Annotated in this window: 13 protein-coding genes; 4 read left to right on the forward strand and 9 right to left on the reverse strand. The window is 68.4% G+C overall.

What is annotated here, in order from left to right; all coding sequences use genetic code 11:
* Positions 1-99: 99 nt before the first annotated feature.
* The 7 genes from manD to LDO13_RS15475 form a co-directional block, all read right to left on the reverse strand.
* Positions 100-1,329, reverse strand: coding sequence for a D-mannonate dehydratase ManD (gene manD, locus LDO13_RS15445; protein WP_224047556.1), 1,230 nt, complete (start codon positions 1,327-1,329; stop codon positions 100-102).
* 60 nt (positions 1,330-1,389) lie between these two features.
* Positions 1,390-2,400 carry a sugar kinase gene (locus LDO13_RS15450; RefSeq protein WP_224047557.1) on the reverse strand — a complete coding sequence of 337 codons (1,011 nt, stop codon included), beginning with the start codon at positions 2,398-2,400 and terminating at the stop codon, positions 1,390-1,392.
* The gene (locus tag LDO13_RS15455) at positions 2,397-3,071 is read right to left on the reverse strand and encodes a bifunctional 4-hydroxy-2-oxoglutarate aldolase/2-dehydro-3-deoxy-phosphogluconate aldolase (RefSeq protein ID WP_224047558.1); all 675 of its coding nucleotides are present in this window, start codon (positions 3,069-3,071) and stop codon (positions 2,397-2,399) included. The genes LDO13_RS15450 and LDO13_RS15455 overlap by 4 nt, the downstream gene beginning before the upstream one ends.
* A 5-nt stretch (positions 3,072-3,076) precedes the next feature.
* Complete coding sequence (dgoD, locus tag LDO13_RS15460) at positions 3,077-4,225, reverse strand: galactonate dehydratase (RefSeq protein ID WP_224047559.1); 1,149 nt, start codon at positions 4,223-4,225, stop codon at positions 3,077-3,079.
* A gap of 6 nt (positions 4,226-4,231) precedes the next feature.
* A complete protein-coding gene (locus tag LDO13_RS15465; RefSeq protein ID WP_224047560.1) occupies positions 4,232-5,134 on the reverse strand; it encodes a carbohydrate ABC transporter permease in 903 nt (300 codons plus the stop codon).
* Complete coding sequence (locus LDO13_RS15470; RefSeq protein ID WP_224047561.1) at positions 5,131-6,099, reverse strand: sugar ABC transporter permease; 969 nt, start codon at positions 6,097-6,099, stop codon at positions 5,131-5,133. The genes LDO13_RS15465 and LDO13_RS15470 overlap by 4 nt, the downstream gene beginning before the upstream one ends.
* Positions 6,100-6,208: 109 nt before the next feature.
* Positions 6,209-7,504, reverse strand: coding sequence for a sugar ABC transporter substrate-binding protein (locus tag LDO13_RS15475; protein ID WP_224047562.1), 1,296 nt, complete (start codon positions 7,502-7,504; stop codon positions 6,209-6,211).
* 139 nt (positions 7,505-7,643) lie between these two features.
* Here LDO13_RS15475 and LDO13_RS15480 point away from each other — a divergent pair, with 139 nt between their 5' ends.
* The gene (locus tag LDO13_RS15480) at positions 7,644-8,381 is read left to right on the forward strand and encodes an FCD domain-containing protein (protein ID WP_224047563.1); all 738 of its coding nucleotides are present in this window, start codon (positions 7,644-7,646) and stop codon (positions 8,379-8,381) included.
* A gap of 85 nt (positions 8,382-8,466) precedes the next feature.
* Here LDO13_RS15480 and LDO13_RS15485 read toward each other — a convergent pair whose 3' ends face one another.
* Positions 8,467-9,339: an NAD(P)-dependent oxidoreductase gene (locus LDO13_RS15485; protein ID WP_224047564.1), complete on the reverse strand. Its 873-nt coding sequence runs from the start codon at positions 9,337-9,339 to the stop codon at positions 8,467-8,469.
* A 181-nt stretch (positions 9,340-9,520) separates the two neighbouring features.
* Between LDO13_RS15485 and LDO13_RS15490 the strand changes: the two genes are divergently transcribed.
* The 3 genes from LDO13_RS15490 to LDO13_RS15500 all read left to right on the forward strand — a co-directional run bounded on the left by LDO13_RS15490 (position 9,521) and on the right by LDO13_RS15500 (position 11,557).
* Complete coding sequence (locus tag LDO13_RS15490; RefSeq protein WP_224047565.1) at positions 9,521-9,982, forward strand: universal stress protein; 462 nt, start codon at positions 9,521-9,523, stop codon at positions 9,980-9,982.
* A 63-nt stretch (positions 9,983-10,045) separates the two neighbouring features.
* Positions 10,046-10,732, forward strand: coding sequence for an SRPBCC family protein (locus LDO13_RS15495; RefSeq protein WP_224047566.1), 687 nt, complete (start codon positions 10,046-10,048; stop codon positions 10,730-10,732).
* A gap of 114 nt (positions 10,733-10,846) precedes the next feature.
* Positions 10,847-11,557, forward strand: coding sequence for a hypothetical protein (locus tag LDO13_RS15500; protein WP_224047567.1), 711 nt, complete (start codon positions 10,847-10,849; stop codon positions 11,555-11,557).
* Between the two features lie 4 nt (positions 11,558-11,561).
* On the opposite strand, the gene LDO13_RS15505 is transcribed toward LDO13_RS15500, so the two are convergent.
* Positions 11,562-12,920 carry a phosphoribosyltransferase gene (locus tag LDO13_RS15505; RefSeq protein ID WP_224047568.1) on the reverse strand — a complete coding sequence of 453 codons (1,359 nt, stop codon included), beginning with the start codon at positions 12,918-12,920 and terminating at the stop codon, positions 11,562-11,564.
* Positions 12,921-12,945: the final 25 nt, after the last annotated feature.

Consider the following 12,945-nt stretch of genomic DNA (forward strand, 5'->3'; position numbering starts at 1 on the left):
CCAGGTCCCGGGCGGCGGAGCATCGACTCCCGCCCGGGACCTTTTTGTTCCTTGTCCCCTGAGGACTACCGGGCGCAGCCGGCCACCTGATGTGTCCGGTTACCAGTCATGGACGGTGCCGTCGACGAGGCGGTTGTAGGGCAGGTAGGCCTGCTGGTACGGGAACGCCGCGGCGGCTTCGGCGTTGAATTCGACGCCGATGCCGGGCTTGTCGCCCGGGTGCAGGTACCCGCCGACGAACGTCATGGACTGCTCGAACACCTCGTTGGTTTTGTCCGAGTGCTGCATGTACTCCTGGATCCCGTAGTTATGGATCGCGAGACCCACGTGCAACTGCGCCGCGAAACCGACCGGGGAAATGTCCGTCGGCCCGTGGAACCCGGACTTGATCTGGTACTGCGCGGCGAAGTCCATCACCTTCTTCAACGGGCTGATCCCGCCGAAGTGGGTGGACGCCGCCCTCACGTAGTCGATCAGCTGTTCCTTGATCAGGGTCTGGTAGTCCCAGACGGTGTTGAAGATCTCCCCGATCGCCAGCGGGGTGGTGGTGTGCTGCCGGACCAGGCGCAGGCCTTCCTGGTTTTCGGCCGGGGTGCAGTCCTCGAGCCAGAACAGGTCGTAGGGTTCCAGCGCCTTGCCCAGCTTCGCGGCCTGGATCGGGGTCATCCGGTGGTGCCCGTCGTGCAGCAGCGGGATTTCCGGGCCGAACTCGTTCCGGACCGCCTCGAACACGGACGGCAGGTGCCGGAGGTAGGCCCGGGTGTCCCAGTCCTCCTCCTGCGGGAACGCCCCGCGCCCGGCCGGTTCGTAGTCGTAGCGTTCGCCGGAGGCCTGCGCCTGCGCCGCGACCCCGTAGACGGCCTTGATCCCGGGGACCGCGGTCTGGATCCGGATCGACTTGTACCCGAGTTCCAGGTGCTCCCGGACCGAATCAAACAACGAGGGAAGGTCCGCGCCGGAGGCGTGCCCGTACGCGCGCAGCCCGTTCCGGGACGCCCCGCCGAGCAGCTGGTAGACCGGCATCCCGGCGACCTTGCCCTTGATGTCCCACAACGCCATGTCCACGGCGGCGATCGCGGCCATCGTCACCGGGCCCCGGCGCCAGTACGAGGACCGGTACAGGAACTGCCAGGTGTCCTCGATCCGGTGCGGGTCCTTCCCGATCAGCAGCTGCGCAACGTGCTCCTTCAAATACGCGGCGACCGCGAGCTCCCGCCCGTTCAGCGTCGCGTCCCCGATCCCGGTCACACCGTCCTCGGTGGTGATCCGCAGGGTCACGAAGTTCCGCGAAGGGCTGGTCACAAAGACTTCAGCAGCAATGATTTTCACAGTTGGTCCAAGGCTTTCGGTATCGGTCTGAATTTAAGGGTGGTGGGGGCGGGCCCGGCCCTAGCGCTGGGTGGTTCCGGTGGGCGTCGCCCCGAGCAGTGCCAGCTCGTCCCTGCGGGGCAGGCCTTCCCAGTCACCGGCCGTGCTGACGGCGAAGGCCCCCGCGAGGGCGCCTCGCTGCAGGCGGCAGGCCACGTCCTCGCCGTCCAGCAGGGCGGAGAGGTAGCCGGCGGTGAAGGCGTCACCGGCTCCGACAGTGTCGATGCTGGTGACGGGGACGGCAGGCGTTTCCCAGCGGCCCGCCGCGGTGTGCACCCCGGCGCCGGCGGCGCCGCGCTTGACCACGACCTCACGGACGCCGCGGTCGAGGAGTTCGGCGGCCATGGCCGTTTCGGCGTCGCCGGAGACTGCTGCTCCGCCAGAGGCTGCTGCTTCGCCAGAGGCGACTAGTCCAAGTTCGTCGTCGGAGGCGATCAGGATGCTCGCGTACCTGGCCAGCGGGGTGAGGACGGCGCGCGCCTCGTCCCGGGACCAGAGCTTGCTGCGGTAGTTGACGTCGAGGGAAACGTCCAGCCCTTCGCCGGCAGCGCGTGCGGCGGCGTACTCCACGGCCCGCCTCGCCTCCTGGCTGAGGGCTGCGGTGATCCCCGTGAGGTGCAGGACCCGGGCGCCGCTCCGGAAGGCGGCGTCGACGTCGTCGCGGCCGAGTGTGGATCCGGCGGAACCGGCGCGGTAGTAGAAGGCCCGGGTGACGTCGGCGGTGCGCTGTTCAAGGAACATCACGCCGGTGCTGCGGCTCGCGTCCTTCCGGTGCTGCACCGCTATGCCCTCGCTCCGCAGCTGCCGCAGGATGAACTCTCCGTGCGGGTCGGCACCGACCACTCCGGCCCAGCCGACCCGGTGGCCCAGCCGGGCGACGCCCACGGCGACGTTGGACTCCGCCCCCGCCACATGCATGCCCAGGGCGCCGCCGGCGGACAGCGGCCCGGCGGAGCGCAACGAGACCATCGATTCTCCGAGGGTCAGGAGTTCAGTGGTCCCCAGGACGGGAAGCACAGGATCGGGATTCACAGCGGGCGCTCCGCGGCGGTCCGGCCATCGAATTCGGCGGCAAGCGCCACAAAGGCGCGGGCCCGCTCACGCACCGGGGCAAGGTCCCCGCCGGATCCGGCGTCCCCGAACAGCGGCCCGCCCAGGCCGACGGCCACGGCACCCGCCTGCCAGTAGCTGGCCGCCTCCCCGAGCCCGACGCCGCCGACGGCGATGAAGGGGATCCCGGGGAACGGGTCGCGCAGGGCCTTGAGGTAGCCCGGTCCGCCGATGGAGGCGGGGAAGAGCTTCACCGCGGTGGCGCCGCGGGTCATCGCCTCGTACGCCTCGGTGGGTGTCAGGGCCCCGGCCAGCACTGGGATTCCGCGGGCTGCGGAGGCGTCGATCGACTCGGCCAGTGCCGGGGTCACCATGAACTGGCCGCCGGCCTCGGCCACGTGCTCCACATCCTGCGCTGTCAGCACTGTGCCGGCGCCGACGAAGCAGCCGGCCGGGGCCGCGGCGCGGACCTCGCGGATCGCCGCGAGTGCATCGGGCGTGGTGAGGGCGATCTCGACGAAGCGGAAACCCTCCTCCATCGCGCTGAGGGCAGCCTTCGCGGCCGCGCCGCCGTCGGTGCCGCGGACAATGGCCACCAGCCGGGTCTGCCGGATTCCCGCCAGGAGTAGTTCCGTGGTCAGCTCTGAAGTCATGTCGTTCACCATTCTGCGAAGGCTCCGTCGGGGTGGCGCCAGACGGGCCCGCGCCAGGCGTGGCCGCGCTTGTCCGCGGCGCGGACGACGGCCTCGTCGATTTCGATGCCCAGACCCGGGCCGGTCAGGCGTTCGATGTGCCCGTCCACGAACTTCAGCGGTGACTTGTCCACCACGTAGTCCAGGACTTCTGCGCCCTGGTTGTAGTGGATTCCGATGCTTTGCTCCTGGATCAGGAAGTTCGGGGTGGCGAAGCCCACCTGCAGGCAGGCTGCCAGCGCCAGCGGACCCAGCGGGCAGTGCGGGGCCAGCTGGACCTCGTAGATCTCCGCGAGTGAGGCGATCTTGCGGACCTCGGTGATGCCGCCGGCGTGGGAGAGGTCCGGCTGGGCCACCGCGATGCCGGCCTGCAGCGCGGGCAGGAATTCCTGCCGGCTGTAGAGCCGCTCACCGGTGGAGACCGGCGTCGTGGTGGACGAGGTAAATTCGCGCAGCAGGTGAGTGTTCTCCGGGACCACCGGCTCTTCGAGGAAGAACGGCCGGTACGGTTCCAGCAGCGGCGCAACGCGCCGGGCGTTGGCCAGGCTGAAGCGGCCGTGGAAGTCGACGGCAACGTCGCGGTGGTCGCCGAGGACCTCGCGGGCGGCGGCGACACGGCGGACGACGCCGTCGAGCTCCGCGACGGAGGCGACGGGGCTCATCCGGCCGCTGGCGTTCATCTTGACGGCGGTGAGCCCGACCTCCAGCTGGGCGCTGATCTGGTCGGCCACCTCGTTGGGCTCGTCCCCGCCCACCCAGCCGTACATCCGGATCCGGTCGCGGACGTGGCCGCCCAGGAGCTGGTGGACGGGGGTGTTGAAGTGCTTGCCGGCGATGTCCCACAGGGCCTGGTCCAGCCCGGAGACCGCGCTGGCCAGGATGGGCCCGCCGCGGTAGAAGGAGCCCTTGGTCATGACCTGCCAGTGGTCCTCGATGCGGAGGGCGTCGTTGCCGATCAGCAGCTCGGAGAGCTGGTCGACGGCGGTGCGGACCGTTTCGCTGCGGCCCTCGCAGGTGGCCTCGCCCCAGCCGACGATCCCGCTGTCGGTCTCGATCCGGACGAAGAGCCAGCGGGGGGCGACGAGGAAGGTTTCAATCCTGCTGATCAGTGTCATTTTGGCCTAGCCCTTGGTGGCGCCGGCGGTCATGCCGGAGACGATGTACTTCTGCGTGAAGAGCGCAATGATCATGATCGGAACAGTGACCACCGTGGCGGCCGCCATGAGCCCGCCCCAGTCGATGCTCGCGTAGGAGACGAAGTCGAAGATCGCCACCGGGAGGGTCTTGGTCTTGGAGCCGGAGAGCACCAGGGCGAACATGAAGTTGTTCCACGAGAAGATGAAGGACAGGATGCCCGCGGTGGCCATGCCGGCCACGGAGAGCGGCAGGGTGATGCGGCGGAAGGCGCCGATCGGCGTGAGACCGTCCACCTGCGCGGATTCCTCCAGCTCAAGCGGCAGCGAGTCGAAGTAGCTCATCATGATGTAAACGATCAGCGGCAGCGACACGAACATGTGGCTGAGGATCAGGACTTCGAAGCCGCCCACCATTTTCAGGTTGGAGAAGACGTAGTACCAGGGCACCAGCAGCGAGACGCCCGGGATGACGCGGGCCATCAGGACCACGAGGGCCGAGCGGTGCATGGTGAAGCGGCTCATCGCGTACGCCGCCGGGACACCGAGAACCAGGGAGAGGACCGTGGAGACGAAGGCCACCCAGAAGCTGTTGAAGATGAAGACGAAGTAGTTGTTGCGCTGCAGCACGTTCGCGTAGTTCTCGCCCGTGGGCGTGAAGAAGAACGACTTGCCGGTGTCGTAGATGTCCACATTCGTCTTGAAGGACGCCAGCAGCATCCAGAACAGCGGGGCCACCAGGAACAGCACGACGGCGACCAAGGCGGCGACGCGGAAGGTCTTGTAGGCGCGGGTGCCCAGGGGCTTGCGGCGGCGCGGGGCCGGCGCGGACCGGACGGTGTTGGCGGTCCGGGTTTCGATGTTTTCTTCTGTGTTGGACAGGACGGTCATTTGCTTACCGCTTTCTTGCGCATGGTCAGCAGCCACATGGAGCCGATGATGATCATGAAGAACAGGATCAGCACCGCGGAGGACAGCCCGTACTGGTTGTAGTCGAAGCTCAGGCCATAGGCGTAAACGTTGAGGGTCTCCACCTCGTGGAAGGACCCGCCGCCCTTGCCCTTGGTGGCATAGAGGATGTCGAAGGTCTTCAGGGCATCGATGCCCCGGAGCAGGATGGCCACGATCACGGTCGGCATCATGAGGGGCAGCGTGATGAAGAAGAAGCGCTGGAACGCGTTGGCGCCGTCCATCCGGGCCGCCTCGTCGGGCTCCTCGGACAGCGAGGTCAGGCCGGCGAGCAGGATCAGCACCACCATGGGAGTCCACTGCCACACGTCCATGAAGATGGTGGTGCCCAGCGCGGTGTCCTGGCCGGAGAGCCACGGCTGCGGCGGGATGCCGACCATGCCGAGCAGCTGGTTGACGAAGCCGATGTTGGGGTCGAAGATCAGCCGCCACATCATGCCGACGGCCACGGGGGTGGCTACCAGCGGCAGCAGGATGGCCACACGGACCCACTTTTCGCCGCGGAACGGGCGCCACAGCAGCAGCGCGATGCACATGCCCAGCACCACTTCGCAGACCAGGGCGACGCCGGTGAAGCTCAGCGTGCGGCCGACGGCGGGCCAGAAGCGTTCGACGTCGGACAGGACCGTGAGGTAGTTCTCCAGGCCGACGAACTCGGACGCGGCGCGGACCGAGCCCTGCGAATCGGTGAGGCTGAGGTAAAGGGTCCAGGCCAGCGGGAAGATGATCAGGACGCCGACGAAGATCATCGCGGGGGCGGCGAAGAGCCACTTGCGGTGCCGGTTGGCCCAGGCGGAGAAGTTCTCACGGGCGCCGGAGGCACTGCGGGCGTTGCGGCCGGACGGCGGCTGGGACTGCGCGCTGCGCGGAGGAGTCAGTACAGACATGGTTCACCTAAGGAGTCGGGGGTGAAGTGAAGAGCTGGCCGCGGCGGGGCGGCTGCTGGGCTGCCGCCCCGCCGGGCTGGTGATGCATCAGGCGTGAAGTACGCCGGTGCTACTTCTTTTCGCTGTCCAGGAACTTCTGGAAGGCGTCGTGAGCCGTGTCGGCGGCAGCGGAGGCGTCCTCACCGGTGATGGTCGCTACGATCGGGCCGCCCACGATTTCGCGGGCCTTTCCGACGGTGACAACCTCGGGACGGTCGTGGCCGACGCCGTTTTTGGCGCTGGTGGAGATGGCCTCGGCCAGGTCCTTCGGGTAGGTGGAGGTGCCGGCGGGATCGGCCCAGACGGAGCTGCGGGGTCCGGGGACACCGGCCTTCTGCGCTGCCAGGGTGCGTTCCTTGCTCGTGGCCCACTGGATGAACTTCCAGGCGTTGTCCTGGTTGCCCGAGGCTTCGTTGACGGCGAGGCCCCACGACGGGATGTTGTACGGCTTGGAACCTGCCGGTCCGGCGGGCAGCGCGGCGAAGCCGACCGTGTCGGCCACCTTGGACTTGGCGGGGTCCGTGGCGTTCTTGTAGAGCGAGTCGGCCTCGGTGTAGAAGGCGGCCTTGCCCTGCGTGAAGATGGCCATCGCCTCGGGCCAGCTCATGTCGGTGCTGACGTTGGCCGGGCCGTAGTTCTTGATCAGGCCGCCGTAGAAGGCGTAGGCCTTCTTGGCTTCCTCGGAGTTGACGGCGGACTTGCCGCTGGCATCGGTGAAGTCGCCGCCGAAGCTGTACAGGAAGCTGGAGAACTGGGTGACGGCGGCGGACTTGCCGGTGCGGGCCACGAAGCCTGCGGTGTCCGGCGAGGAAGCCTTGATGGCCTTGGCCGCCGCTTCGAGTTCTTCCATGGTCTTGGGAACCTCAAGGCCGGCCGCCTTCAGCAGGTCCTTGCGGTAGTAGAGCACTTCGCGTTCGGTGATGATCGGGACGCCGACCACCTTGCCGTCAGCCGTGGTGGCCTTGACCGGGCCCTCCTGGTAGTCCTTCCAGTCCCAGCCGGAGTCCGAGGACACCTTGGACGTGAGGTCGGCCAGGTAGCCGTTCTTGGCGAACGCCTTGCCCTCCTGCAGGGGGCGGTACATCATGACGTCGATCTCGTCGCTGCCGGCGTTGAGCTTGACGTTGTACTGGTCCGAGAGCTGGTCCTCGCCGAGCTGGGTCAGCTCGACCTTGAGGCCGCTGGACTTTTCGAATTCCGGAATGGCTGCCTTGATGCCCTCGGTCCAGACGTGGTTCGCGAGGGTGACCCGGACGGTGCCGGCGGCTTTGGCATCGCTGCTGCCGCTGGCGCCGCCGCAGGCGGTGAGGCCCAGAGACAGGGCCGCGGCGACAGCCGCGTACTGCACGATCGAACGTCGCTTCATTACGACTCCCTTGGTTCTTCAGGGCTGGGCGTCACGGTCCAGCCGGCTGCAGATGCATCTTTACATCTGCTCTGGAAGCGATCTTAGATAAATAAAGCAGACTTAAACAACCCCTTGCGCCCACCCGTATGATTTATTTATGAAAACCCCAAAGGCGGAGTCCTCGGCTGACCTGCATTCCGTGCTGGTCCAAAACCTGGGGCTCGCTATTGCCGAGGGGACCCTGGCGCCGCACTCGATCCTGCGCCTGGACGAGCTCGAGGCGCAGCACAGCGTCTCCCGCTCTGTGGTCCGCGAGGCCACACGGGTACTCTCCTCCAAGGGCATGCTGGAATCACGACGGCGGCTGGGCACTGTGGTGCAGCCGGAAGAGTCCTGGAACGCCTACGATCCGCAGGTGATCCGCTGGCGGCTGGCCTCCGGCAGGCGGCTGGAGCAGCTGCAGGCGCTCAATGAACTCCGCGGCGCCATCGAGCCCCAGGCTGCGCGACTCGCCGCCGGCCGGGCCTCCCTGGACGCCGGCAGCGACCTCGTCGCGCAGGCGGCGCGGCTCTGGGCGGCGGGCCAGCGCGGGGACCACGACGAGTTCCTCCGGCTGGACATTGAATTCCACGCCGCAGTGCTCAAGGCCTCCGGCAACGCCATGTTTTCCCAGCTGCACAACCTCGTCACCGAGGTCCTGACGGGGCGCACCGAGCACGGCCTGATGCCGCACCTGCCGCACCATGAAGCGCTTCAGCTGCACGTGGATGTGGCCAGCGCCATCCAGCGCGGCGAGGCGAACGCTGCCCACGCCGCGATGAGCCGGATCGTGGAGCAGTCCACCGAGGAAATGGGCGACATCTGGTCCAGCCACCAGGGCGGCCCCGCCGCCTAACCCCCACCCACCACAACGCGGGGTCACTTACGGCCCATGTTGACCCCCGGGATGGGCTCGAAGTGACCCCGCGTTGCTTCTGCGTTCAGTCTTCGGTCGGTGTGGTGCGCAGCGGGTGGTAGTTCCGCCAGCTGTGCTCCGGCGCGTAGCCGAGCAGGCGCTTTGCCTTGTCGATCGAGAGCAGGGTTTCGTGCTCGCCGAGCTCCTTGGCCACGGGCACGTCCGGGAACACCTCCGCGGCGAGGCTGGCGCTGGAACGGCTCATCACGGTGTCCGCGTTGGCGATGATGAACGCCTCGAACCCCGGCGTGCCGTGTTCCAGGGCACGGGCCACCGCCTGGGCGCCGTCCCGGCCGTCGATATAGCCCCAGAGGTTCCACTTGCGCAGCCGCGCGTCGGCGTCGAAGCCAGGGAACTCCTCATAGTCCTCCGGGTCCATCACGTTCGAGAAGCGCAAGCCGGTGATGCTCAACTCCGTATCCCAGCGGGTGAGCTGGATCGCCATCTGCTCCTCGAGGTGCTTGACGAGGGAGTAGGTGCTCTCCGGTCGGGCCGGGTATTCCTCATCCACCGGGACATAGGGAGGGTCGACGTCGAACGGCAGTCCCAGCACCGTCTCACTGGAGGCGTAGACAATCCTCTTGATCCCGGCCCGGCGGGCCGCCTGGAACACGTTGTACGTGGACAGCATGTTGTTCTCGAATGTCGCCGCGTCCGGGGCATGGCCGGGAGCCGGGATCGCGGCCAGGTGCACCACCGCGTCGAACCCCGCGTGCCGGTCCTCCAGGCCAAGGAACACATCCACCACCTGGCCGTAGTCGCGCAGGTCCACCTCGGTGAAACCGCGTCCGCGCGTGCCGGTGCGGTCCAGGTTCGTGACCTCGTGGCCGTCCTCGCTCAGCCGCCGGACGACGCTCCGGCCGAGTTTTCCGCTTCCTCCGGTAACAGCAACTCTCATCAGCACTCCTATGAACGGTGGGGTCGGTGATGGCTTGGTGGGTCTGTTCCACCCTAGAGGGGACCGCGGACGGTGCACAGCCCCGGTCCCGACCCGGGATCGGTGCCCGGGCAGGGCGATGCGCCCGCCCGGTGACTTTTGGCCCTAGGCGCTGCCGGGCGGAGCGGGCAGGCTGGGGCCCATGAACGCTGATCAGCGGATAGTCGTGGGTGTGGACGGTTCGGACTTTTCGACGACGGCGCTCCGGCTCGCCGGGCGCATGGCCGGTGCCCTGAACGCGCCGCTGGACGTCGTCACGTGCCTCGGCACCTCGGACCTCTTCCTGGCCTCGCACCTGCCCGAGGAAAGCTCCCCCACCACCACCCAGCTTGAAGAGACGGCCAAACGCCTCGTCGACGAGGCTCTGGACCGTGCCTTCGGCGGCGCCGTTCCGGAGCGCCTGACCCGGACCGTAAAGTTCGGATCCCCGGCCAAGGTCCTGGTTGAGGACAGCAGGGACGCCCAGCTCCTGGTAGTCGGCCGGCGCGGCCGTGGCGGCTTCCTCGAACAGGTCATGGGATCGGTCAGCGGCGCCTGCGTGGCCCATGCCCACTGCCCGGTGCTCGTCGTCGGTGAGGGCGCGGGCAAACAACAACCGAGCTGATGAACCGCAGCCGGCGGCCGCGCACGGGCGCCGGCGGCAGGCGCTAGAGAAAGGGCTCACCCCATGAGCCGGTCCCCTGCATCCCTCCGGCTCCGCGGGCCGGTGGCTGCCCTTGCCGCGGCGGCCGCCGCGGCCTGCTACGTCCTGGCCGTCCGGCCCCGGATGCTGAACTGGGGTGCCAGCACCCAGGAGGCTGCCGGGCCGCTTCCGGGCGACGAGCTCGTTCGCGCGCCCCGGATGCAGAGCACACGCGCGGTCACCATCAGCGCGCCGGCCGCGGGCATCTGGCCCTGGCTCGTCCAGCTGGGCGCCGGCCGCGGAGGAATGTACAGCTACGACCTGCTCGAGAACGCGGCTGGCCCTGGCATCCGCAGCGCGGACCGGATCCTGCCCGAACACCAGAGGCTCGACGTCGGCGACGTCATCCCGCTGGGCCCCGACGTCGGGATTCCGGTCCGGCGCCTGGAGACGGGCTCCGTGCTGGCTCTCGGCGGCACCGTGGATCCGCGCACCGGAAAAATCACCTCAGCCGTCGCCGCACCCGCAGGCCCGCGGCTGGAACTCGGCTGGACGTTCATCCTGCAACCCGTCGACCCGGGCACCACGCGGCTGTTGTCCCGTACGCGCTACGACTATTCGCCCTTGGCCGTAGGCCTGGTCCTCCGCCCGGTTCTGGAGCCCCTGCAGTTCATCATGGAACGGCGCATGCTGCTGGGCATCAAATCCAGGGCCGAGGCGCGGGGCCGATAACCGGGCGAACGGCAGCGTCCGTGACCTTGTGCCCTACGCCGGAGGCCGCCGCGGGACTAGCCTTAATCGTCAGGGCCCGTGTGCGGCCGTCCGCCGGGTTCCGGGAGGCAAGCGGTGAAATCGGCAAAGACCAGCATCATCGCCGGCATCGCGTTGATGGCGGCCGGCGTCCTCTTGCTGCTGGATCTGCTCGGGATCCTCGACAGCGCTGCCCTCGTGTGGCCGCTGATTTTCGCTGCGGCCGCAGCCGCTTTCCTGACCCTGTTCTTCCGCAGCCGCGACAACTGGTGGGCCGCCATTCCCGGCTCGGTATTCCTGGGTCTGGCAGCGGTCGACCTGATCACCCAGCTCTGGCCCGGTCCGGCAGGGTACTGGGCGGGCGCCTTTTTGTTCTTGTTTATGGGCGCAGGCTTCGGCGCGGTGTACGTGCGCGAACCCGCCAACTGGTGGGCGCTGATTCCCTGCGGGGTGATGCTGACGCTGTCGCTCGTGGTGGCCCTCCCGCCGGCGTGGGAAGGCATGCCGGTGGCGGCCGTCCTGTTCCTGGGACTGGCTGCCACGTTCGCGGCGTTGTCCCTGGTGCCCGTCCATCCTGAACACCGCCCTGGCCAGCCCGGGGCAGGGGAACCGTCAAGGATGAAGTGGCCGCTGATACCGGCCGCGGTCCTGGCCGTGATGGGAGTGATCTTCGCCTTGCAGGCCACGGTGCTGCTCACGGCCAGCGAATTCTTCGTCCCGGTGCTCCTGCTGCTCGCCGGAGTGGCCCTGTTGGTCTACGCCTATCGCCATCGCGCCGGCGGCCACCGCAAGGTGCACGGGGTCTGACGGGCTACGTCAGGGGACCGGCTTCGGCCTGCAACAGGTAGTCGACGAACCAGTCCCGGGCGAGGATGGCGGCCGCCGCCAGCGTGCCGGGCTCCTCAAACAGATGCGTGGCGCCCTGAACGACGGCCAGCTGGTTGGGGCACCGCATCATGGACTTCGCCTTGCGGTTGAGTTCCAGGACCTCGTGGTCGAAGCTGCCCACGATGAGCAGCGTCGGCGCCCTGACGGCGGAAAGCCGCGGCCCGGCAAGATCGGGGCGTCCGCCTCGGGAGACGACGGCGTCGATCCGGGCGGTTGGTTCAGAGGCGGCCCAGAGCGCGGCCCCGGCACCCGTGCTGGCGCCGAAATAGCCAATTGTGCAGGAGGCCGTATCCCGCCGGGTGGCCAGCCAGTCCGTGGCCGAGGACAGCCGGCGGGCCAACAGTTCGATGTCGAAAACGTTGGCACGGTTCCGTTCCTCCGCCGGCGTCAGCAGATCCAGCAGCAGCGTTCCGAGCCCGGCCTGTTGGAGCATCCCTGCCACGTACCTGTTCCGGGGGCTGTGGCGGCTGCTGCCGCTGCCGTGCGCGAACAACACGATGCCCTTGGCAGGGACCGGCAAGTGCAGCTGGCCCTGGAGCCGCACCCCTCGCGACGGGATCTCGACTTCCTCGTCGATCTCTGCGGGGGCCGCCGTTCCGGCCGTGGCCGGAACGGCCTTGCGGGACGCCGGCGGCGAGTTCCGCAGTCGCTTGGCGGCGGCGTCGAGCAACTTCACCACCTCGTCGTCCTCGGTGGGCGAAAAATCCCTGTAGTGGTAGCCGACCGCGGAGAACTGGCGCGGTGTGGCGAGGCAGACCACCTCGTCGGGCTCGGTCAGGCTGCCGAGGGTGTCGGCGGGGGCCACCGGTACCGCCAGGATGACCCTCGCGGCGCCAAGCTGCCGGGCGACCCGGCAGGCGACCCTGGCCGTGGATCCAGTGGCGATTCCGTCGTCGACGATCACGGCGATACGGCCGGTGAGGTCCTCGCGGGTCCTGCCTTTCCGGAACCGGAGCACGCGGTTCTCCAGCACGGCGCGTTCGTGGTCCTCGACAGCCTGTAACTCCGTCTCGCTGACCCGGGCATGGGCCAATACGCGTTCTTCCAGCACCCGGGCGCCGCCCTCCCCGATGGCGCCCATGGCGAGCTCGGGCTGGTAGGGAAGTCCCAGTTTCCGGACAACGATCACGTCCAGCGGCGCGTCAAGGGCGGCGGCGACTTCGAATGCGACCGGGACGCCGCCGCGGGGCAGGCCCAGGACCACGATGTCCTGGCCACGCAGTTCCGCGAGCCGCCGTCCCAGTTGCCGCCCGGCGTCGACCCTGTCTTCGAAGATGCTCATCGGCTTGGCTTTCCAATCGAGATGT

Origin of the sequence: Arthrobacter sp. NicSoilB4, assembly GCF_019977335.1 — a bacterium.
Taxonomy (GTDB): Bacteria; Actinomycetota; Actinomycetes; order Actinomycetales; family Micrococcaceae; genus Arthrobacter.